The organism is Arcicella aurantiaca, from assembly GCF_003148625.1.
In the GTDB taxonomy this organism is placed as follows: domain Bacteria; phylum Bacteroidota; class Bacteroidia; order Cytophagales; family Spirosomataceae; genus Arcicella; species Arcicella aurantiaca.
Genome location: NZ_QGGO01000011.1, coordinates 32,666 through 56,269, shown reverse-complemented (window position 1 = coordinate 56,269; position 23,604 = coordinate 32,666). Strand labels below are relative to the sequence as shown.

Annotated in this window: 19 protein-coding genes and 1 tRNA gene; 11 read left to right on the top strand and 9 right to left on the bottom strand. The window is 33.0% G+C overall.

Features of this window, described 5'->3' with window-relative positions; genetic code table 11:
- Positions 1–2: 2 nt before the first annotated feature.
- Positions 3–76 (top strand) — tRNA-Arg (locus LV89_RS11755).
- Positions 77–266: 190 nt separating this feature from the next.
- Here the strand turns inward: LV89_RS11755 and LV89_RS11750 are convergent.
- The gene (locus LV89_RS11750) at positions 267–1,055 is read right to left on the bottom strand and encodes a DUF4249 domain-containing protein (protein WP_158279574.1); all 789 of its coding nucleotides are present in this window, start codon (positions 1,053–1,055) and stop codon (positions 267–269) included.
- A 10-nt stretch (positions 1,056–1,065) separates the two neighbouring features.
- Entirely contained in the window at positions 1,066–3,366 is a 2,301-nt protein-coding gene (locus tag LV89_RS11745) for a TonB-dependent receptor (protein ID WP_109743094.1), read from the bottom strand.
- A gap of 191 nt (positions 3,367–3,557) precedes the next feature.
- On the opposite strand from LV89_RS11745, the gene LV89_RS11740 reads away from it, so the two are divergent.
- From LV89_RS11740 to LV89_RS11700, 9 genes are all read left to right on the top strand, one after another.
- Positions 3,558–4,508: a helix-turn-helix domain-containing protein gene (locus LV89_RS11740; RefSeq protein WP_109743093.1), complete on the top strand. Its 951-nt coding sequence runs from the start codon at positions 3,558–3,560 to the stop codon at positions 4,506–4,508.
- A gap of 381 nt (positions 4,509–4,889) precedes the next feature.
- Complete coding sequence (locus LV89_RS11735) at positions 4,890–6,608, top strand: hypothetical protein (RefSeq protein WP_109743092.1); 1,719 nt, start codon at positions 4,890–4,892, stop codon at positions 6,606–6,608.
- Positions 6,609–6,652: 44 nt separating this feature from the next.
- The gene (locus LV89_RS11730) at positions 6,653–7,993 is read left to right on the top strand and encodes an O-antigen ligase family protein (protein ID WP_146199148.1); all 1,341 of its coding nucleotides are present in this window, start codon (positions 6,653–6,655) and stop codon (positions 7,991–7,993) included.
- A 7-nt stretch (positions 7,994–8,000) separates the two neighbouring features.
- The gene (locus tag LV89_RS11725) at positions 8,001–9,146 is read left to right on the top strand and encodes a glycosyltransferase family 4 protein (RefSeq protein ID WP_109743090.1); all 1,146 of its coding nucleotides are present in this window, start codon (positions 8,001–8,003) and stop codon (positions 9,144–9,146) included.
- A gap of 3 nt (positions 9,147–9,149) precedes the next feature.
- A complete protein-coding gene (locus tag LV89_RS11720; protein WP_109743089.1) occupies positions 9,150–10,193 on the top strand; it encodes an acyltransferase family protein in 1,044 nt (347 codons plus the stop codon).
- On the top strand, positions 10,190–11,335 hold the full coding sequence (locus tag LV89_RS11715) for a glycosyltransferase (protein WP_109743088.1): 1,146 nt from the start codon (positions 10,190–10,192) through the stop codon (positions 11,333–11,335). The genes LV89_RS11720 and LV89_RS11715 overlap by 4 nt, the downstream gene beginning before the upstream one ends.
- A gap of 22 nt (positions 11,336–11,357) precedes the next feature.
- Entirely contained in the window at positions 11,358–12,263 is a 906-nt protein-coding gene (locus LV89_RS11710; protein ID WP_109743087.1) for a glycosyltransferase family 2 protein, read from the top strand.
- Positions 12,260–12,814, top strand: coding sequence for a WcaF family extracellular polysaccharide biosynthesis acetyltransferase (locus LV89_RS11705; RefSeq protein WP_109743086.1), 555 nt, complete (start codon positions 12,260–12,262; stop codon positions 12,812–12,814). The genes LV89_RS11710 and LV89_RS11705 overlap by 4 nt, the downstream gene beginning before the upstream one ends.
- Before the next feature lie 117 nt (positions 12,815–12,931).
- Positions 12,932–14,101 (top strand): glycosyltransferase family 4 protein, encoded by a 1,170-nt coding sequence (locus tag LV89_RS11700; protein WP_109743085.1) that lies wholly within the window; start codon positions 12,932–12,934, stop codon positions 14,099–14,101.
- Between the two features lie 209 nt (positions 14,102–14,310).
- Here LV89_RS11700 and LV89_RS11695 read toward each other — a convergent pair whose 3' ends face one another.
- The 6 genes from LV89_RS11695 to LV89_RS11670 all read right to left on the bottom strand — a co-directional run bounded on the left by LV89_RS11695 (position 14,311) and on the right by LV89_RS11670 (position 21,044).
- Complete coding sequence (locus LV89_RS11695; RefSeq protein ID WP_109743084.1) at positions 14,311–15,471, bottom strand: PP2C family serine/threonine-protein phosphatase; 1,161 nt, start codon at positions 15,469–15,471, stop codon at positions 14,311–14,313.
- A 167-nt stretch (positions 15,472–15,638) separates the two neighbouring features.
- Complete coding sequence (locus LV89_RS11690; protein ID WP_109743083.1) at positions 15,639–16,886, bottom strand: glycosyltransferase family 4 protein; 1,248 nt, start codon at positions 16,884–16,886, stop codon at positions 15,639–15,641.
- Between the two features lie 22 nt (positions 16,887–16,908).
- On the bottom strand, positions 16,909–17,940 hold the full coding sequence (locus LV89_RS11685) for a glycosyltransferase family 9 protein (RefSeq protein WP_109743082.1): 1,032 nt from the start codon (positions 17,938–17,940) through the stop codon (positions 16,909–16,911).
- Between the two features lie 39 nt (positions 17,941–17,979).
- On the bottom strand, positions 17,980–18,957 hold the full coding sequence (locus LV89_RS11680) for a glycosyl transferase (RefSeq protein WP_109743081.1): 978 nt from the start codon (positions 18,955–18,957) through the stop codon (positions 17,980–17,982).
- A gap of 36 nt (positions 18,958–18,993) precedes the next feature.
- Entirely contained in the window at positions 18,994–20,148 is a 1,155-nt protein-coding gene (locus tag LV89_RS11675) for a glycosyltransferase family 4 protein (protein ID WP_109743080.1), read from the bottom strand.
- Between the two features lie 71 nt (positions 20,149–20,219).
- Entirely contained in the window at positions 20,220–21,044 is an 825-nt protein-coding gene (locus LV89_RS11670; protein ID WP_109743079.1) for a glycosyltransferase family 2 protein, read from the bottom strand.
- Between the two features lie 178 nt (positions 21,045–21,222).
- On the opposite strand from LV89_RS11670, the gene sucC reads away from it, so the two are divergent.
- Positions 21,223–22,419 (top strand): ADP-forming succinate--CoA ligase subunit beta, encoded by a 1,197-nt coding sequence (sucC, locus tag LV89_RS11665; RefSeq protein WP_109743078.1) that lies wholly within the window; start codon positions 21,223–21,225, stop codon positions 22,417–22,419.
- A 202-nt stretch (positions 22,420–22,621) separates the two neighbouring features.
- Here the strand turns inward: sucC and LV89_RS11660 are convergent, their stop codons facing one another.
- On the bottom strand, positions 22,622–23,473 hold the full coding sequence (locus LV89_RS11660) for a M48 family metallopeptidase (protein ID WP_109743188.1): 852 nt from the start codon (positions 23,471–23,473) through the stop codon (positions 22,622–22,624).
- Positions 23,474–23,604 lie beyond the last annotated feature (131 nt).

Here is a 23,604-nt window from a genome sequence, read left to right as displayed (position 1 = left end):
ACGGTTCCGTAGCTCAGCTGGATAGAGCAACAGATTTCTAATCTGTGGGTCACAGGTTCGAATCCTGTCGGGATCACATTATAACAGCGAGTTATAACTTAAAACCTTCAATACGGTGAGTATTGAAGGTTTTTTGAGTTTAAGGGATGTTTCAGTAAGTTTCACACGTGTTTCAGTAGAATTATGGAAGTAATTGAACATAAAATACAAAGAAGAGGCTTTCTTATATTTTAAGAAAGTCTCTTCAACATTTTATGTTTGATTAATTATTTAATAGTTGTACTTCTTTCTTGAATAGTATGTGCTGAAAATATACCTAATGCTCCATTTGATATATTATTGGGAGGATTGCTTGGGGTTGTACCTCCACCTGGACCAGAATCAGTAATTTGAACTAAGGTTTTATAATACAGTCCTACATTATCATCAACACTTTGCATTTGTAATTTAACGACATCACCTGTTTTTATTTTCAAGTCAGCCATATTTTGTAAAGGTTGTGTATTGACTGAGCCATTTTTAACAAGGTCATCCAGTACAAAATGTGATTTTACCAGTTTATCATTCAAGGATAATACAAATCTGTATTGATTTCCTTTTGCGATTGGGTCGGTAAATACTGGCACAAAATCGTATGAAATTTCTCCCCCAAATGTACTTGAAAGCACTTTGATTGAGTCGAACTTTACCAACGCTGGCATGGTGCTTTGAGCAGTATAAGTTTCGCCTCCAATTTTTGCTACAAGGGTATAGGTAAGCCCAACCTTACCTCGTATTTTGGTTGTTTGATAGTTTCCATTACCAATGGCTGATAACATTTCGGTATTGCCTTGATTGTCTCTTATGGTTACTACGGCATTATCAATGGTAGCATTTTCTCCTTGATAATTTAAGAGTGATGACTTGGTAATTTTCACAAAATAGGGACCCACTTCATTGGTGATATTTCCTACAATTACGATTTTCGACTGATTTTCCTTCAAATCTATTTCAATAATTTTCTCACAACTTGTAAAGAAAAGAAGAGCAATTAAACTATATAATATGGTTTTCATTTTTTTATGATTAAAATTTGAAATTATAAGTAACACTTGGTAACCAACGGAAAAGAGAAAGTTGCACTGCTTCAATTTTGCCTGGATTATCGACATTTTCTTTAAAATCTATACTGTAAGGGTTACTTTGTCCATAGGCATTATACAAACCAAAACTCCATGAACTTTGAAATCTGCCTTTCTTTTGCTTTTCATAAGTAGCACTTAGGTCAAGGCGATGTGTAGAGGGCATTCTGTTATCATTTCTGGTTCCGTATTGTAGGGTCGGAATGCCATTGAGGTCATATTTGCCTGTGGGAAATGTAACGGCGTTTCCTGTATTATAAATAAACGTAGCTCCAAAACTCCATTTGGGAGATAAATTATAAATAGCCACTACCGATAAATCATGGGTTCTGTCTTGTTTGGCGTTGTACCATTGGTCATTATTTATTCCATTGATTTGACGCTCGGTTTTTGAAAGTGTATAACCTATCCAACCCGTAAGTTTGCCTGTTTTCTTTTTTAGTAAAACTTCCAAACCATAAGCTCGCCCTTCGCCAAAAAGCAATTGACTTTCTATGTCAGGAGCTGTATTAATATCTGTACCATCTTTATAATCAATCTGGTTTTGTAACAATTTGTAATAGCCTTCTACATTCAATTCATATTTATTCTCGACAAAGTTTTTACTTAATCCCAAACTTATTTGGTCTGCTATTTCTGGTTTAATGTTATAACTATTGCCAATCCAACGGTCAGTAGGGTTTCCACTCGTAGAATTACTCAATAAATGTAGGCTTTGTGTATTACGAGCATATCCCAATTTTATGCTGGAAGTTTGGTTGATTCGATAATTTGCAGAAATGCGAGGTTCAAGATTCAAATAACTTTCGCCTATTTCACCTTCTGCCAAAAGAATTGACTTAGAAAGAACATTGTTTTCATAAACGTTATAGGTATCTCCGCCGAGTATCGAGTACATCGAAAGTCTTAACCCATAATCTACATTTATTTTATCGTTGATTTGATAGGAATTATTGACGTAAATAGCATTTTCTAACGATTTACGGCTTTTCTGTTCACTAATTATACCTTCAGATTGAAACCTGTTGGGCGTTAAAATATGATGGATTAGACTAAAACCAAATCGGAGTGTATTCTTGGGATTAGGATAATAAGAAAAATCCTGCCCCAGATTGATGTCTTTAATATTTGAATTATTATTGATTTTTTCTCCATCTGTTAAAAAGCTGATATTGAAATCATAGTTACTATATATCAGCGAAGTATTGGAAAAAAGTTTACTGCTTAGAATACTATTCCATCGAATGGTAGCGGTTGAGTTTCCCCAATCAGAACCAAATACTTTTCCAAAGCCTAAAACGTCTTTTCCAAGATAACCCGAGAAAAATAGTTTGTTTTTATTGTTTATTTGAAGATTAGCTTTGGCATTGAGGTCATAAAAATACAATTCGGTATCTTTAAAATCAGGCGAAAGTTTGGCGAACATATCAACGTAAGTTCTTCGTCCTGAAATAATAAAAGAAGATTTCTCTTGTTGAATAGGTCCTTCCAATGTCAATCTGCTACTGATTAGCCCAATTCCACCACTTGCATGATATTCTTTGTTGTTTCCTTCTTTCATTTTTACGTCCAGAACCGATGAAAGTCGCCCCCCAAATTGAGCAGGGCTATTTCCTTTAATGATGGTTGCATCTTTGATAGCATCGCTATTAAAAGTGCTAAAAAAGCCCAAAAGATGTGAAGCATTGTAAACAGGAGCTTCATCTAAGAGAATTAAATTTTGGTCAGTAGCACCTCCACGTACTGAAAAACCATTGCTACCCTCTCCATTTGATTTTACTCCTGGCATCAATTGAATGGCTTTCACCAAATCTTTTTCTCCAAAAAGAACAGGGATTTTGGCAATTTCTTTCACATTGAGAACTTCTGTTCCCATAGTAGCTTTTGTGAGGTTTTCATCATCTTTCACCGCTCTGACGACCACTTCTTCTAAGGTATTATCATCAGACAAACTCCAATCCTTAGAAACGTTTGCTTTAAGTATCACTTGCTCAGTTACAGACGTATAGCCAACATACGATACATTGAAGGTATATGTCCCCTGAGGAATACTCAAAGAATAAAATCCATATTCATTCGTTGTCATTCCTACGTTGGAAAACTCAAGCACTCTGATAGTCGCACCAATCAGGGCTTCTCCAGATTTTTTATCTTTGAGAGTTCCGCTAATTGTAAATTTTGTTTGGGCTGTTAGTCCAAAACAAACACCTAATAAGCCTAATAAGGCAAATATCTTTTTTTGCATTTTGAAAAAATTGAATGAATAAAAAATTAGCTAAATACACACCAAGCAATATGACTGCTAACTAATTGTATGTATAAGTAGAAGTGCTATCAAATACGATGGAGTTGTTTATGATTAGACTGCAAAGATAATTTACGCTTTTACGTTAAAATAGCTACATTTGTTTAAATATTAGTCCAAAAACGTAAGATATGCACCCAGAATCAACCTTAGATGGCAGTAATCTGTTTCAGTATTTGAATAAATCATTCAAAGAAAATCCTAACAATAAACGAATAGATTTACCGTCGAGCATTGGAGAAGGTTATGTAAAAAGAGTAGAATTGTTTGGAAAAATAAACATCTTAATTGTTCAGTGTAAATTGAACATGGAAGAAAAAGGCGACAGAAAAATCACACATGGAAGACAAGAATATATTTCATTTAGCTTTAGGAATTTATTAAATTCTACCAAAAATTTCCATCCTCCTTTCTTACCCTATATACAACTTAGTTCTTCAAATACAGCGTTAAATATTTCATTGCCTGCTCAAACACCGATTAACAATATCATTGTTGGAGTAAAAATAGATTATCTCTCTGAACTGATAAAATCAGATTCCGAACACAGCATACTTGATGTTATTTTAGCCAATAATCAGCCCTTTCTCTATGAAGAAATGATTTCTGATAAAATATCCATTATTGCCAAAGAAATTTTTGATTTCGACTCAGACGAAGCGTTATCTGATTTATGCTATAAAATAAAATCGGAAGAACTTATTTACCATTTTCTTTTAATGCTATTAAAACGGAACAATGAAAATTATCCGATTAATAACGCTGATATTCATGCACTTCAAGAAGTACGCAATAAACTTTTAGACGACTTAACGATTTGTCCAAGTTTAGATAATTTAGCGGCAATGGCTAATATGAGTAAGAGTAAAGTTTCGAGGCTCTTTAAACAGATATTTGGTCAGAGTATTTATAATTATCACCAAAAAATGAGGATTTTAGAAGCCGCCAATCTCATTAAAACACAACAAATGACCGTTTCTGATGCAGGTTTTCAAGTAGGTTTTAGCAATTTAAGTCATTTTACAAGGATTTTTGAGCGATATATGGGAATGAATCCGAAGAAATATTCAAAAATTAAATAGTTCAAATTCAGATTGGGATTTAGGGTTTAGCACTCACATAAGCTTGATTATCTTAATTCAGACAAAAACTTTCGAGCAACAAAGTAACTATTGACAGCCTAACTTTGTACAACAAGCAATTCTGGTCTTAATCAATGTAAATTCATCCATATCGATAAATATTTTTCAAAGAAATCATAAAAAAAGTTGATTTAAAGTCTTAATTTTACATAAATAATACGATTTCGACACAAAAATATCTCCTAAGAAATTAGATATTTTCTGACAAACTCCATACTACTAAGTATATTATTGTATGTGAAGCATTTTATAATCCTGTACATAAAAAAGCCTTCATACGTATCGTATGAAGGCTTTTTCTAATTTTAACCTCTTTAGCCCATGTATTCAATCCGTAATCTTTCGATTATCTCTATTATTATTTTATTGATACTTTTGATAATTAGTATTTACTTCGGAATTGTATCACCGCCTCCAATTATTACTTATACCACTGATGAAAATTTTATTGGAGAATCAGGTATTTTTCTCTTTTATGGTAATACCCCAAGAGCATTAGAGTGGGCAGCAATCCCAAGTACATTTATTGCTTATTTTCTATTTCTTGTTTGGACAGGCTATACACTCTTTACACAGATTGGAACTTTTCATAGCTTATCTGATATTTTAACCATTATTGATAAAAATGCTTTTTATTATCTGAATCATAGAGAGACATTTGTTATTTGGGAACGCTACGTTCAAATCTTTTTAGTAGGTTTTATTATCTTCAAGACCATTCAATTTATTATTCACTGCCAAAATAATTCGCTCAATAATCAGACGAAGTTTATGTTGGTCTTAGTTTGTTTATGTGCTGATTTCCTTTGGTTATCCGTTCCAATTATCAGACCTGAAGCACTTTCTGCCAGCATTTTTCTTTATATCCTCATTCAGATATTATTTACTGATAAAATAACTCCCAAATCTGCATTTTATATAATTTTTCTATTTTTCGTTGTCATTACCCAACGCTTAATCTATTTGTTTTTAAGTCCTTTTGTATTTATTAGCATTTTGGTGATGCTCAAAAATGAAAAGATTTCTTTAAAAAGATTCCTAAATCTCATTTTAATTTCGGTGGTTGCTCTTTTTGCTTTAATGCCATTTATCATCACGGATACATTAGTGGTGATGAAGTCATTTTTAGGTGGCGTATTCATTAAAATTAATCATGACCCTATGGCAAGTTTTTTTAATATGTCATTCATCAATGCTTTTGTGAGTCAGCCAATGAATATTTTTTTCTCAATATTTGCCCTTATCGGTATTTGGTATTTCTATAAACAGCATCAATCTAAAACGTTGGTTTTGATATTTCTTGGGAATTTTTTCTTTTTTATGTTCTCTTCGTTAAAAGCGTCTCAACTTTATTCATCGCATACAGTTCCGATGTCAATTATGGCACTTATCCTAATTGGTTATGGTTTAGGGAATATTATAAAACTTAATACTAATTGGAAAATAACTTTGGCAGGTTTGCTGTTATTAACAAATACATCTTATTCAATTTTTAAAAATAATCGAGAAATTAAATCTCAACAAGCAAATCTTGCGGATGCGATTGCATGGATAAAGACTTTGCCCAATAATGAAAAAATAGCTTGTGAACTCGATTTTGACGGATTATTACCTAAAAACAAAAGTTGTCTCCAAAGAGAATTCTTACTTAATGCAAGTGATAATTACAGAATAAATAAATTAAATAGTTTATTGAAATTACCTGCCAATGATTCTTTAAATAAGTTTAGCTTACCAATTGTTGCACAATCATTTGCGTTTGAAGATGAAAAGTTATTTGATACCCAATATCAAATTGCTCTAAAATATTACGATTCAGCAGTAATAAACCGTTACGACGTGGATTTCTTCTTTGAATCTAACAAAAACATGAGTCATTGTTTAGTTCAACAAGAAGCTTTCAACAACTTTGCAGCAGGTAAATATCATTATTTAGTAACTAAGCAAAATTTGAGTGAGTACACGCCTATCAAAACATTCATGAAAAGTGGTGGCGATAGTTTTTGGGTGTATGAATTCAAAACTAAAAATATTCATTAATAACGATACATCTCTTTTTCTTAAATAGTTTGTAATTTTACATCATGAACTCTTTTTTCAACTTTAAGTATAGCCGACAGTTTTTAGGTATTTTCATGGTTTTCATGGGAAGTCCTTTAATTTTCTTTTTCAAAGAAATTGCGGGATTTGGTGGGGCATCTACCTTCACAATTGGTAGTTTGGTACTTGGAATGATATTAATGATTTCCCCTGACGATATATTCAAAAAGTTTTATAAGCCTAATTTGCCTCTTTTTCGTCTTGCATCGGTATTTATTGCCATTGCTCTAATCAACTTCTTTTTTGCCAATCCATTTTATGGATATTCTGCCAATCGCTACGTTTTTATACGAGATTTAGGAAATTATATGTTCATTTTTACGTTTTTCTTCTTACTTCTTGGGGTATCAAATGATATTAAAGACTATTTCTTGCCAATTGTTGTGGGGCTTACTTTTCTCGGTAGTGTTTGCTTGATTTACTCAATGGCAACCAATCCATACTTTGTCATTGGTCAAAGAGCTTCAGTTGTTTTTGGAGACGGTTCAACCACAGCAAGTGGAAACCCTCACGTATATGCCCGAAATGCTTTTGGAGGTGTTTTCGCCTCCTATTTGATGTTGAAAAACAAAAGCATGATTTGGAAAATATTTTCTTTAGCAAATTTAGTATTGTCGATAATTGTCTTGGTTTTAACACAGGCACGTTCAATATTGCTCGCATTCTTTTTTACAATTGCGATTTTTTGTTACTATAATATTTCTCGTCAATCGGTTAAAAACGTCTTTTTAGGGATTTTCAAACCTCAAAACTTCTTCCTTATTCTCCTACTTTTTGCAGGATTTTCATATTTTGTCAGTACGCAAGCAAAGTTAGTTTCTATCATCACCATGTATTACGATGCAGTGACCATAACCTTTACAAAAGCAATATTGACAGCCACAGGTATGGCTGAAGATACAAAAAGTATAGATTACTCAGCAATGGGTAGGGTTAATAGTTTTGCGGAGTTTAAAAAAGTATTTTTTGAAACTCCATGGCAATTAATATTAGGAAAAGGCTATCGTTTCCTTTACATGGACATTCCTTTGTTAGAAACTTGGATTGATTGTGGAATCATGGCTTTTATCAGCTTTTCATTGATGAATTTTGTTATTTTCATCGAAGCATTACGAGCTATCAAAGAAGGCAGAAATCCACTGACAACGTTTTTGGGATATTTTTATATGTGCTATTTCGTGGGTCTATTCACAGGTGGCGAACCTTATGGAACTCCGTATTGGTTTATTTTTTGCGTAATGATTCGCTTTTTGGGCATAAAATATATTCAAAGAAATATAAACTTTCTAAAAAAATCTGTTCCTAAAACATCACCCGTAATGTAAGCCATTTATGAAAATTTTAATTGTTCATAATCAATTATGGGCTCATTATAAGGCAATTATTTTTAATGAATTACAAAAAATAATTGAACAACACCAAAAAGATGAATTATTAGTAGTACAAATTGCGACTATTGAGAAAAGTAGAGTTGACTTAGGAAATTTAGACACTTCTATTCATCAATATCCCTATAAACTTTTACATGATGGTACACTTGAAGAAGTTAGTTTAGGGCAAAAAGTTTCGGGAATATTGCGGGAAATTCGACAATTCAAACCCGATGTTGTCAATCTAACAGGGTATTATGACTTAGCTTCGTGGGCAATTTTATTTTATTGCAAACTAAAGGGTATTAAGACCATTCTTTCAAATGAGTCAACCGCTGGCGACCATGTTCGGGATAAATTTAAAGAATCAATAAAATCGTTTATTATCAAACAATACGATGGATACTTCAATTTTGGAACGCTCTCTAAAAACTATCTGATAGAATTAGGTGCAAAAACTTCCAAAATGTTAGTCAATCGCAATTGTGTTGATAATGTAGCACTCAAACGTATCTACGATAAAAACGTAGAAGATAAATATTCAAAACAGCAGTTATTAGGAGTTGCCTCGCATAATTTCATTTTTGTAGGAAGATTAATTGACTATAAAAACTTAATTAATTTCTTAAAAGCATTTGCTGAGGCTCAAAAACAAATTACGACTGATTGGGGAGTTATTATTTTGGGAGATGGCGAACAAAAAGAAGAGTTGCAAAGGCTGGTCAGCACCAAACAAATAAAAAATATTAGCTTTCAAAAAGGCGTTTCTTGGCAACAAGTACCCGAATATTTAGCATTAAGTGACGTTTTAGTGTTACCAAGTTATTCAGAACCTTGGGGCTTGGTTGTCAATGAAGCAATGGCTTGCGGAATGCCTGTGCTGGTTTCTGAAAAATGTGGATGTGCTATTGATTTAGTGAAAAATGGCGTAAATGGCTTTACTTTTTCACCTTATAATCAAGAGGAAATAACGACCAATTTATTGAAATTCATGAGCCAATCCCAAAATTTAAAAGAAATGGGAATAGCCTCTCAACAAATTATCCAAGAATACTCTCCTGAAAACGTGGCGAAAGAAATGTACGCAGGATACTTAGCAGTTTTATAATTAATGTCTTCAAAAAAAATCATAAATTCCATTCAGTTTCTAAGAGGTTTTGCAGCTTTGGCGGTGGTTATTCACCACACAGGGGGGTATGTAAAACGTTATTATGAACCACATTTACTTTTGGGGGACTTTTTCAGTATTGGATTTGCAGGTGTCGATTTATTCTTTGTAATAAGTGGTTTTATTATACATTTTACCAGTAAAAACTACCTTAATAATCCTGCAAAATTAAAAGATTATTTAAGCAAACGCTTTGTAAGAGTTTATCCAATTTACTGGATTGTGACAACCCTCCTATTCACTTTGGGATGGCTAATAACCCATGTTTTACACAAAAATGTATTTAGCATTGGGTATCCTCATACTATTATTGCCTATTTACAAACGTATTCATTATTTCCGTTACACTTTGCGATAAATCCTGTTACTTGGACATTGAGCTACGAAATATTCTTTTACGTAGTTTTTGCTCTTCTTATTATCTCAAAAAGACTCATCATTATTCCTTTTTTGATATTACTTGTATCATTTTACAATATATTTATCCAAAAGTCAGGAAGCGAATTAACGTATTTTAATTTCATTTTTAGCGGTTATAATTTTGAATTTGTTTTAGGTTGTTTAATATTTCAGTTTTACGAAAAAGTACAACTTTCTAAAGCATTGTCGCTAATTTTGCTTACCGTTGCCATAAGTATTATTATCTATTTTGGATACGAAGTGAGCGATGTAGATTCGTTTCAAAGAGTTTTGACATTCGGATTACCCTCTGGACTGATTTTGCTTACACTTCTCAATTTAGAAAAAGATGGTGTAATATCGTTTCCTAAAATATTTTTAATGCTCGGAGACGCTTCTTATGCACTATATCTTATTCATTTTCCGATGATGCTTTTAATGAATAAAATTCCCCAAATGCTGGGCTATAAATTCACCGCAACTCAGGAAATTAATTATAGTTATCTAATCATTATTTCAATCGTTATTACCAGTTTTTTTGTGCATAAGTGGATTGAAAAACCAATTGCAAAGTTTATTTTAAAATGAAAATATTAAATATCTGTGGATATTCTTGGGATATTGGTGGCCCACCAAAAATCATTTACGACCATGCCATCGTTCAAATGTCAATGGGTGCAGAAGTAACCATTCTTACGCCCATTTCAGAAGGACAAAAAATATATGCCATTCCTGAAGGTGCTAAAGTTGTAACTTGTAAACGTCATTGGTTTGCAAAATTTTGGGCTGAATTTTCACCAGAATTATATTCATGGATTAAACAACACGGTAACGAATACGATATTATTCACATTCATGGTGTATGGCACTTTGCGGGTGTTGCTCCTTATTTAGCAGGTATTACAACCGCAAAATGTATTACTACGCATGGTTTGCTCGACCGTTGGACGATTAGTAAAGGATATTGGAAAAAGTATTTATTTGGGCTTTTATTTCAAAAAAGTATTCTAAAGAAAACTGAACTTATTCAAATAAATAATACTGACGAACAAGAAGATTTAAAGCGTTTTTTAGGTTTCCAGCATTCAAATGTGAAGATTATTCCAAATGGAATGAACTTGAGTAATTTTGCCAAACTTCCTTCAAAAGGATTGTTCAGAGAAAAATTCAATTTACCAACAGATAAAAAAATCATTCTTTTTTTAAGTCGAATTAATCTTAAAAAAGGCTTAGATTTACTTTTACCAGCTTTTAAAACAGTTGCTAATAAAAGAGAAGATTGTTTGTTAGTAATGGCAGGTCCAGATGATGGATACTTGACTGAAACGCAAAATTTTATTGCAGAAAACAATTTACAAAACCGTATCAAATTGGTCGGAATGTTGACAGGCGATGATAAATTGGCAGCATTCGCAGACGCAGATATTTTTGCATTACCATCTCATTCAGAAGGTTTTTCAATTGCAACACTTGAAGCTCTTATTTCGGGTATTCCTTCGCTGCTATCAGACCGAGTAGGTTTTGGAGAAGCAATTAAAGAAACCAATGCCGCTTACGTCGTTGAACTAAATACCGAAAGTATTGTAGCGGGATTGTATAAAATGTTAGATGATGAATTATATTGCCAAAAAATCGCTAAAAATGGCGTTTCTTTGGTAAAAGATAGATATGATATAGAACTTGTGGCAAGACAACTCTACACAGAATTTGAGAAAATTGCCAGAAAGTAAACAGCCCAATCAACAATAAATAATGCAAGATATTACAGTCATCATCTTAACTTTCAACGAAGAAAAACACATTGAACGATGTTTGAAATCTTTATTGACATTTACAGATAAAATTTTCATTGTAGATTCGGGTTCAACGGATAAAACAGTAGAACTTGCTGAGTCATTAGGGGCAAAAGTAACTCAAAATCAGTGGGTTAATTATGCTACTCAATTTAATCATGGTATAAAAAATAACCCGTACCAAACAAAATGGCTCATGCGAATGGACGCAGACGAATATGTTTTGCCAGAATTATCCGAAGAAATAAATCAAAGCCTTCATAATACACCTGCTGAAATCAGCGGAATGTATATCAAAAGAAGAGTCATGTTTTTTGATAAATGGATACGTCATGGCTCATATTATCCGATGTGGTTATTACGTATTTGGAGAAATGGTCAGGGAATTTGCGAAGAAAGTTGGATGGATGAACACATCAAACTATTTGAAGGAAAAACCATTCAAATGAAATATGATTTGGTTGACCATAACCTGAATAATCTTACTTGGTGGACACAAAAACATAATCTTTATGCAATCCGTGAAGTCATTGATTTACTGAATATCAAGTATAATTTTAGAGATTTTGAAGCCGTTGAACCCAAATTATTTGGGACACAAGAACAACGAAAAAGATATTTAAAGGTAAAATACGCTTCTGTTCCATTGTTCACAAGACCTGTTTTTTACTTTTTTTACCGATATATTTTCAGATTAGGTTTTTTAGATGGTAAACAAGGCTTGATGTGGCATTTCTTACAAGGTTTTTGGTATAGATTTTTAGTTGATGCCAAAATTTACGAAGTTTACCACCGAGTTGGCAGAGACAAACAAGCCATTAAAGATTTTTTCAAAACAGAATATGGTAAAGATTTAGAAAAATGAAAATTGAAACTGATTTATCAAAATTCAATAATAGCTGGTACAAACCAGGCAACAGAACAAAAATTTTGCTCTGGTTTTTAGTTAATACCCTCATTCTCAATAATTATTTACCAATTCCTGTTATTATAAAAGTTATTGTTTTAAGATTATTTGGGGCGAAAGTTGGGAATAATGTAATGATTAAACCCAAAGTAAACATTAAGTATCCTTGGTTTTTAGAAATCGGGAATTACGTCTGGATTGGCGAGCAAGTTTGGATAGATAATTTTGTAAAAGTTGTCATTGAAGACCATGCCTGTGTTTCACAAGGTGCGATGCTTTTAACAGGAAATCATAACTATAAAAAAAGCACATTCGACTTGATGCCCGGAGAAATTCACTTAGAAAAAGGCTCTTGGATTGGAGCAAAATCTGTGGTTTGTGGAGGTGTAAAATGTCATTCTCATTCAGTTTTAGCCGTAAATTCAGTAACATCAAAAGATTTATTGCCTTATAAAATATATCAAGGAAACCCCGCCAAAGAAATTAGAGATAGAGTAATTTCTGAATAATACTTTTGGTAATTATTAGTATTCATCGTAAATTATGATACTTTTCGATTTTAACCTCCCGCATAAAATAGTTTGAATATAAAATTGTAAATTTTCAGCAAACTACTATTCATTTCAATGAGCAACTTTTTTTTGACTTTGTACAATGACAGACTTTTTCAGATAATTGTATCTGCATTTGTCGCTTGTGCAACCTCTATTACAGCAATTCCTGTAATTATTAAAATTTCCCGATTAAAAAACTTAATGGCTGACCCAGGTGAAAGAAGCTCACACGTAACCAAAACACCAACTTTAGGAGGCGTAGCAATTTTTGCATCAACTTTAGTCAGTTATTTTTTGTGGGAAAACCCAGATGAAGGACAACTTATACATTTATCAATTTCAGCCCTTGTCATTTTATTCTTTTTAGGGGTAAAAGACGATATTTTGATATTATCACCAAAGAAAAAAATGATTGGACAGATAGGGGCATCTGCTCTAATTGTCATATTTGCTGATTTACGAATTGAAAATTTATTTGGTATTTTTGGCATCCATGAAATCCCATATTTAATCAGTTTGCCACTTACAGTTTTTATATTTATTGCTCTTATTAATGCTATCAACTTAATTGATGGAATTGATGGATTAGCGGGAGGAATAGGAATGATTTCGGGAGGAATGTTTGGTTTGTGGTTTTACTTGAATGGTCATTATGCGTTAGCTTGTTTAGCGTCTTCAGTTGCAGGTTCATTAGTAGGTTTCTTGAGATTCAATTATTCCAAGACTTCCAAGATATTTATGGGCGATACAGGTTCGTTAATTGTAGGTTTTGTACTTACGATGTTTGCCTTGAAATTCATTCAACTAAATATTGAATATAGATTTAACCCAAACGCTTCTTTTTCAGCACCAATTCTGGCGATTGTCGTATTAATTGTACCCATTTTTGACACATTAAGAGTGTTTATTGTTCGACTAAAAGATAAAAAATCACCTTTTGTTGGCGATAGAAATCACTTACACCATATTTTAATTGATAGCGGAATGAGTCACTTTCAAGCATCTGTTATTCTGTGGACATTCACTTTAATTTCAACAATTTTGTTCTTAACAATTAGTAAAAGAACCGATAATACAACCTCTCTTTATATTCTAATTTCGCTATTTGCGGTTTATATGTGGATTTCTCATATCCTTAAAAAGAACATCGCAAATCGTAAAGAAGAAGCCTTAAAAAATGACTCAGAAGCGACTGATAATCAAACTAAAATTACTCCTGAAAAAGAATTAGCAACGCCTTAGGTATTAGGTATTAGGTATTAGGTATTAGGTATTAGGTATTAGGTATTAGGTATTAGGTATTAGGTATTAGGTATTAGGTATTAGGTATTAGTGTAAAATAAGATTTTCGGGTAAATATTACTCAAATTCATAGAAAATATTGTAATTATATTCAAGGAAAAAGCCTCTAAAATCTGATTTTAGAGGCTTTTTCTTTGAATATCTATTTACTAATTCTTACCTAATTTTTTTGCACTTTCACGGATTTTCTGTTCAATTCTCGATAAGACTTTTTCGCTATTTTTCAATTTCTCATTAGCCGCAGTATTACCACTATTTACAGTATTCTCTAAATCGGCTTTAATCGTTAACCATTTCTCTTTCTGTTGTAACAGAGCATTATAATTTTGTTCTTCTTTTGCAGGGTCAAACGATGAATTATTAGACGAAGATTTAGAAAAAGATACATTTTCAGACTTATCACTACTTTGCGAAGTAGTTGTTTTCTTTGCACTTGATTTTAAATCGCCTTTAGAAGAAATGCTATTATCAACAGAAGGCTTAGATGATTCAAAATCTGAATTCGACTGTTCTTTTACTGGAGCATTAGTAAAGTCGTCTTTTTGTTCTGGCGTAATTGTTTCAACTTTATCTGTTTCAAATTCTTTGGTGATAACTTCATTAGCCTTAGCCAACTCTATCGAATCTTTATTGATAAAATTAACAGTGTCTTCCAAAACTACATTACTTTTTCCAAAACCTAACATCTTACTAAAATCGATGTTATTGTTTCTTATTAACCAAAAAGCTCCAGCAGCTAAACCTAATAGTAGCAATGGCAAAATAATCCAAAGAGGTTTAATTTTTGAAGAAGATTTATCTGCTTTTTTTGTGTCTGTTATTGGTGTTGGAGTAATCACTTTTTGATGATTAATCACTTCCATCACCACAATATTATGCGTGTTTTCTCCTGTTAAAGCATTTGCATTTGCAATTTTTAGCAGATTCTGACAAGCAACTTCAGAGCCATTACTTTGTTGTAAAATCTCATCTATTTCATTATCTGAAAGATTTTGGCGTAAAGAATCACTACAAATCAATAGTTTATCGCCTTCATCTAAACTAAAACTGATAATTTCTAATTTAGAAGGACGAGCTAAAAATTGTAATTTCTGACCTTTTCTGCTCAAATAACAGTGAGTATCGCTAATCCAATTCATCAAAGAGGTATCCCCTAACTCCCATGAAACTTGAAGTTCGTTGTCAGGATTTGCTTCTTTGGCTATTTTGGTACCGAACTGATAAATCTGTAAAATTGAATCCCGTAATGCTCGATAAGTTGCCTCCGAATCGTTCGGATTGAGGGCATTTTCCAGTGAATTTGTATCCATTTGTAAGGAAAACTGTTTATGCCCAGATAGGCGGTGTCTGGGTGTGTTATATGTTTTGCTTTAATGATTCACAAAAAATATGCCGAATTTGTCCTGTCAAAGATTTTGTTCTATCATAAACAAATAATCAGCTCATTTTTAAGGTAATACTAATTTAAAAAACGAACTTATCCAATTTTTTTATAAATCTGATAATTCTCGTTAGCGTATTTCTGCCAAGAGAATGCACTCGCTCTCACAAGCGATTTTGCTCTGAATATTTCTCTTACATCTGAATTTTTATATAGATATTTCATAGCATGAGCAATTCCTTCTCGGTCGGTAGGTGGTAGTAAAATCCCTGCTTCACCAATCACTTCTGGTAATGAGGTTGTTTCAGATGAAATAATAGCCGTTCCGCACTGCATGGCTTCGAGTGGGGGCAAGCCAAAACCTTCACAAAATGACATATAAACAAAAGCCAATGCACCAGAATAAAGTGCAGCGAGGTCTTCATCAGGGACATATCCTGTTATGATAATTTTTTCTTTGATAGTTGGCGATACATTAATAGCTTGAAAGATTTTATCAAAATCCCAGCCTTTCGTCCCCACCAGTACCAATTCTAAATCTTCAATTTTTTCCTGAGAAATCAATTCTGCAAAACTTTTAATAACGGTATCAATATTTTTGCGAGGTTCAAGCGTTGAAATACTTAAATAATAGGATTTCGATGTAGAAATACCATATTTAGAAAGTGTTTTATTGATAATTTCTTGGTCAGTTTCAGGATAAAACAACGAAGTTGATGCTGCCAATGGTGCTACAAAAACTTGTTCTTCTGGTATTCCAGTAATTTCTAATAAATCGGCTTTGGTAGTTTCAGACACACAAACAGCAAAATTGTCTTTTTGGATAGATTTAACAATTTTATGGACTACATTATCTGTTTGATTTTCAAAATATTCTGGATATTTGATAGGAATTAAGTCGTGAACTGTAATCAGCTTAGCGATATTCTTTTTCTTCTGAACTTGCTCAGGAATGGGAAAATAAGGCGTGTGATAAACTGAAGATTCATCTAAAAATGTATCTTGAAAGACTGAATGATGCGTATTTAATTTATATAAAATACGTTTAATAATCTTTTGCGGTACAGAATTTAGCGGAAAAGGTGAAAGTAAACTATTTTCAAAATTTGCTCTAACAACTTGCTTATTGTCATTGATAAAAGTAATGCTTTGATTACGTAAATAGGTTTCAAAATACCTTAAAGTAGCGGGTAAATCAAGCGTATCTGCATAAGAAAGCGTTAATTCTTCTGAAATTTCTGGCAATAACGTTGCTAAATTTTCGACCACTCTAAATATTCCAGTACGGGCTTTGGGATAATAAAATCCTTGCCCCAACAAGGATACATCCAAAATTGCTTTCATTAATTCTTATATTTCCTTTTACTTATAAAACTGCAGATTCAACTCTTTCAGAAATGACATTCCAGACCTCATCATACTCAAGTTCAGAACAAGGTTCTCCTTCTTTAACTATAAATTTTGCATTCGTTTTGGCTTCATACTCACCCGAATATGGCATATAATGATTAAAATCGCCTAATTTTCCGAATAATAAAAAACCATAAGTTCCTACGGCATTGGCAAAATGTGCTGGTCCACTATCAATTCCTATAAAAAAATCAGCACGTTTAATTACTTCGGCTGTTTCAAGTAGTGATAATTTGCCACATAAATTTATATATCCTTGTTGAGATATGCTCAATGTACTCTTCAAGCCTATTTCGATGACAGAATAGTCAAAATTCATCAATAAATCATTAGCTAATCTCTCCCAATAATATACTTGCCAATCTTTAGGAGAATAGTTTGAATGACAGTGCATTACGATAAACTTTTGAGGTAATTTTAGTCTATCAACTGTTGTAATAACTGATTGAGGAATATAAATTTTCGGTACTTCTTTCAAAACAGGTAATCCTCCAACTTTTGCAAAAACTTCCAGAATATTACCATGATTAAAGTAATTATCGGTTAGAATATTTAGAGAAATAGCTTGTGGATTTTGTAAAGTTTTTCGGAGATAATTGTAACGACGAAGCCCCGAAAGATGACAATTATGTAATACATCAAAAGGATGTTTCTTAATCATTAGCATTGAATAAAAAATGCTAAATTCCTCTACTACAAAGTCAACATTTGGATTAAAATCTAATAATTCACGGTATGGCTTACGCACTATCCAAAACACTTTTGAGTTAGGATATTTTTTCTTTAATTCCCGAGAAATAGGTTCACAAGCAACAATATCTCCAAAATGTTCTGCTAAAAGTACACCTATAAGTTGCTTGTTGGGATGAAGTAATTTATAAAATTTTATCTTTAAAAAATCGTATAGCCAATGACACACCGACAATAGCATATCGGTGTATTTATGGTAACGATATTTCCAAATTTCAATAAATCTTGTAGGTGTCATAAATTTTAAATTATAAAAAATCAATAAATTAGTGTGTGTTTAAGCTACAAATTGAAGGATTTTCTTGAATGGGTATTTCAACACCTTCCGTACTCTTAAATATCTTTTGACTTTAGCGGGTTTTATATAATGACAAGGAATTTTAATATAATAATCATTAAAATTGTCCTTTAATTGCTTGGCGTAATATTCAAAAAGTGGGATAATATCAGGTCGATTCTCAAAATTTGAGCGGTTTTGATATTTTGAAACTTCCATCGGTTTATTTAAACCATATCCGCTGTAATGAAAAAATATTAATGGCACGTCATTAATAAAATACTTTCCATCTCGCTGCGTCACTTTTCGTTCATGCAGATTCCAATAAGCTACGTTATAACCTGCATAATTATCTACTAATGTTACTTCTTTGAAGAAAATAGGCACGAAAATCATCCAGTGTTGGTCAACAAAAAGCCCATTACAAAGGTCAATCACACAATCTTTCTTCAATCTTTCCATCCACCAATCTATCATTTGATAACTTTGTTCACTTCTACCAACGGCTACAAATCCTAAATTGTATAAACCTGTATTCAAATGGTCGATTTCTCTTGTATCAAATTTATCTGTAATTGGTGAGGTAATATGTGGCGTTAAAACAATGCTATGTTTTTCGAGATTGTCTTTCAAAGGCTTTAAATCGTCAAAAACAATAATATCAGGGTCAAAATAGATGACGTTTTTAATGTCAGGACGATTCTTGAAAAAATAATCAAAATAGAATGGCTTTACGGCTGTATTTAGTTCAGTAATGTTGTAATGCTCGCACATTTCATCCAAACAATTGATATTAATTTTATCAATTTCTAATAATTGAAAAGGCGGAATTTTATCTGCTTCTAAGGTAACTTTATCAAGCCTATCTACTAAACCAATGACAAATTCAACATCTGGATTGGTGCGTTGAAGCGATTGCCCCAAAGTTTGTGCTTGAGCTAAATAATTAATGGAGCAAATTGTAAAGGCTAAAGTCATTAAATTTAATATATTTCGTAAAATGGAATTGTTCCATTAATACTCTTTGTTTAAAATTTCTACAAATGTCTTAAAAGCATTGTCTTGATTATGCCTTTCTAAAACTTTTTTTCTTCCTATTTTACCCATTTGTTGGCGAAGTGCAGTATTATCTTTTAATTCTACAATTTTCCCAACCGTTTTATCTATGTCAAGATAATCAACAATAAAACCACAGTCTTGTTCAACAAAGTCTTTTGCTCCCCCTGCCTTATCAAAACAAATAATTGGCTTTTGTAAGGTGGCAGCTTCTAAAACGACCAAAGGATAAGGGTCTTCACGAGATGAGACAAAAAAAACGTCAAAACTTGCCATATAATCTAAAGGATTACTCACTGACGTTTGAAAGGTTACATTTTCTAAATCTAAACGATTATTATCAATTTGAAATATTTTATAATCCGTTTCGGTATTCTGTCCTCCCAACCAAAAGAAATAAATTTCTTTATGATTATTAAGTTTTTTAGCGACTTGCAAAAAGATGTCAACTCCTTTTCTTAAATCAACCGTTCCTATTCCTCCTACTAAAAACGCATCTTCTGGAATACCATATTGATTTTTAAGTTTTATCGTTTTGTCAGAATCAGCCATATAACTCAAAGCAGTCTCAGGCAATAACGAAGGAAGTACCGAAATTAAATCAGCGTCAATATGGTGATTTTCAATAAGATTCAACTTTACCGCTTCTCCACACGCAACAAAGGCATTACTTAGCTTGACAATATTCCGAAAATACTCTGGTGTAGTATATTGTTGTATTCCCATTTCAAGTTCATGAACATACGTGATAATTGGGCAATTCAACTCTTTCAATGCTGGCAAAATATCTCCGTTTGTGATGGTATTACTAATAATTAAATCAAACTTTTGTTCTTTAAGACTTTCTAAAGTTTGATTTTCAGGAGATTTCGTTGACGTGATTTTTCCAATGAACTTATTTATCAATATTCTTTTTCGAGATTGTACTTTCTGTTTCCAAAAATACACAGGAGCAACCACTTTGAAATCCTCCTCTATCAGGCCTCCATCTTTCAAAAGTATTGAAAAAGTAAAGTCTTGCTTTCTATCTTTCAAAAGTCTCAAAAATCGCAATAATAAAATTTGAGCTCCAGCTCTATTGGCATCATGACTTACAAAAAGAATATTTTTCATGTTTCAAAGTTAAGGTCAATAAAATAATGTGTGCTACCGTATAATATTTTTTTAGAGAAAGGATAAGCATTTTATGCTGTTTTCTCCAAATTTGCCACGATTGACTGGTAATGTTCTATAGTTTTTGTTAAAGTAGTCGAATATTTAAAATCAAAATACACATCCAATTCTTGAAACATTTCCATTCTATTTCTAAGAAAGAATATATTTTGTGGCGTATGAATATTAGTCATACCACCGTGATGTTTTCGGTAACAACCCATATTTTCTGGAAAATATTTGATTTTACCGTATTTGGCTACTTCAATAAAAATTCCTAAATCACCACTGGCAGATTTCCACCACCATTGAGGCAAACCATTTTTAAAGACATTTCTTATTACAGTGCTGGCAGTCCCTAAAAACCACAATTTATCTTCTAATAAATCTTCAAGCAATGAGGTATCCTTCTGATTATTAATATTAAAATCATGTGTTGGAGAATTATCTTCATAAATGACCGAAAGTTGATGGTGACAGAGTGAATAATCTGGATTAGCCTCTAAAAACGCCACCTGTTTCTGTAATTTCAAAGAATCAGTCCAAAAGTCGTCTCCTTCGCACAAAGCTATATAGTCACCCTTACAAGCTCCAAAAAGAAAAGCAACATTATTTTTACCTCCCAACTCTCTTGGAGATGCAGGCCCCAAATTTTGAGGATGTAAAAATGCTCTAATTTTATCGGGATATTTATTGGCAAATTCTTGAATAACTAATTGATTTCCATCACTTGAAGCATCATCTCCAATGACAATTTCAAAGTCAAAATTGGTCTTTTGCCTTAACGCACCTTCAAGAGTTTGAGCAATAAATTTATGATGATTGAATGTGGGGATTAGTACGCTAAGTTTAGGCATTTTTACGTTTTACAAACTACACAAAATAAATATGTAGCCTCATTATTTGAGTATTTATAGGTCAAAATTACACATTTGGTACAGGAAATATAAATATTTACCAAAGAAAAACGCTTAATTAAATAGTTTGTCAGTAATTTAGCAAACGAATTTATTTCGCATAAAAAAACTGTATCAAATGAATATTCACGAGTATCAAGCAAAAGACATTTTGAAGAGCTATGGTGTCCGCATTCAAGAAGGCATCGTGGTAGATACACCCGCATTGGCAGTTGAGGCTGCCCGTGAACTTACCGCCCGCACGGGTACTGGGTGGCACGTAATTAAAGCTCAAATTCACGCAGGTGGTCGTGGTAAAGGTGGTGGTGTCAAGTTGGCAAAAAACTTAGATGACGTTCGTCAAAAATCTGAAGAGATTTTAGGAATGCAATTAATTACACACCAAACTGGTCCAGAAGGTAAAAAAGTTAATAAAGTTTTAATTGCTGAAGACGTTTATTATCCAGGTCCTTCAGAAGTTAAAGAATATTACGTTTCTATTTTATTAGACCGTGGTAAGGCTTGCAATGTTATCATGGCATCTACTGAAGGTGGTATGGACATTGAGGAGGTTGCAGAACATTCTCCTGAGAAAATTATTAAAGAATGGATTGACCCAAGAGTTGGTTTACAACAATTCCAAGCTCGTAAAGTAGCATTTGCTTTAGGTTTATCTGGAGATGCTTTCAAAGAAATGGTGAAATTCATCAATGCTTTATATAAAGCTTATGTTGAAACAGATTCATCAATGTTTGAAATCAACCCTGTGTTGAAGACTTCAGACAACAAAATCTTAGCAGTAGATGCAAAAGTAAACTTAGATGATAACGCTCTTTACCGTCATGCAGACTTTATTCCATTGCGTGATGTTACTGAAGAAGACCCATTAGAAGTTGAAGCTTCTGCAAACGACTTGAACTATGTGAAACTTGACGGTAACGTTGGTTGTATGGTAAATGGTGCTGGTTTAGCAATGGCAACAATGGACATTATCAAACTTTCTGGTGGTGAGCCTGCTAACTTCCTTGATGTAGGAGGAGGAGCAAATGCTAAAACTGTTGAAGCTGGTTTCCGTATTATCTTGAAAGACCCTAATGTTAAGGCTATCTTGATTAACATTTTTGGTGGTATTGTTCGTTGCGACCGTGTTGCTACGGGTGTTGTTGAGGCTTACAAAGCTATCGGTGATATTCCTGTACCAATTATTGTTCGTTTACAAGGTACAAATGCGGCTGAAGGTGCAAAAATCATTGACGAATCAGGCTTAAAAGTATATTCTGCTGTATTGTTGAAAGACGCTGCTACGAAAGTAGAAGAAGTTTTGGCTGCAATGTAGTTTGAAGATTAGAGAATAGAGGTTAGAGAATAGTGGATAGATTTTAGAGAATAAACTACTAACAACTTTAAAATCTCCATTATCAACAAAAAAGGAGCGAAAAATATTTTCGCTCCTTTTTTGTTGATAATGGAGACAGAAATTCATACAAAATCCCTCCACTATTCTCTATCCACTATTCTCTAAAATCTATTCTCTAAAATTAATATCTACCATTTGCACCACTTTTCCCCGAAGCATTATAATACTTCATGGCTTCTCCCATACGGCTTTTAATATCCGCAATACGTTGTTGGTCTGAAGGGTGAGTTGATAACCATACCGGTGTTTTTGCTCCTCCAGAATTGGCAGCCATACGTCCCCAAAAGTTCACCGCTTCCATTGGATTATATCCAGCCATCGACATAAAAATAAGTCCTAAATGGTCAGCTTCCGACTCTTGGTAACGCCCGTGAGCCATCATTCCTAATTGAGCACCAAGCGGTGCAGCAACTCCATAAATAGTATTCCAAAGATTTTGTGTTGCCGCAGGTTTATCTTTCATAGCGATTCCTAAACCAATCTGACCAGCTACTAATAATCCTTGAGCGACAAGCCCTTCACTCATGCGTTCAGCACCATGTTTTGCAATGGCGTGAGAAACCTCATGCCCCATCACAACGGCAAGTCCTGTTTCAGTTTGAGTTATAGGCAAAATTCCAGTATAAACTACCATTTTACCACCAGGCATACACCACGCATTCACCTGATTGCTCTGTACTAATTCAGTTTGCCACTGATACCCCTTTAAGTATTCAGCATTACCCGTAGATTCGAAATATGATTGAGCAGCACGAGCAATTTTATCGCCAACTCTTTTTACCATTGCGGCTTGTTGAGAATTGGCAGGAACAACTTTACTGGTATCCAAAAATTGTTTATAACTTGTAAATGCCATCGCATTCATTTCATCATCCGAAACCAATAACAATTGATTTCTACCAGATAAAGGTACTTTTGTACACGCCCATAAAGTAGATAGGAGAATTACTCCATAAAAAAAAACTCTTTTCATTTTAATATTCCGTTTAAGGTATTCGATTTGTCTCAATCAAAGATATTTTGCTAATATCCACAATTGATACGTAAAAATCACAAAAAGGTTCTAAATTTCTATAATTTCGGGGTAATTTTGTTTAATAATGG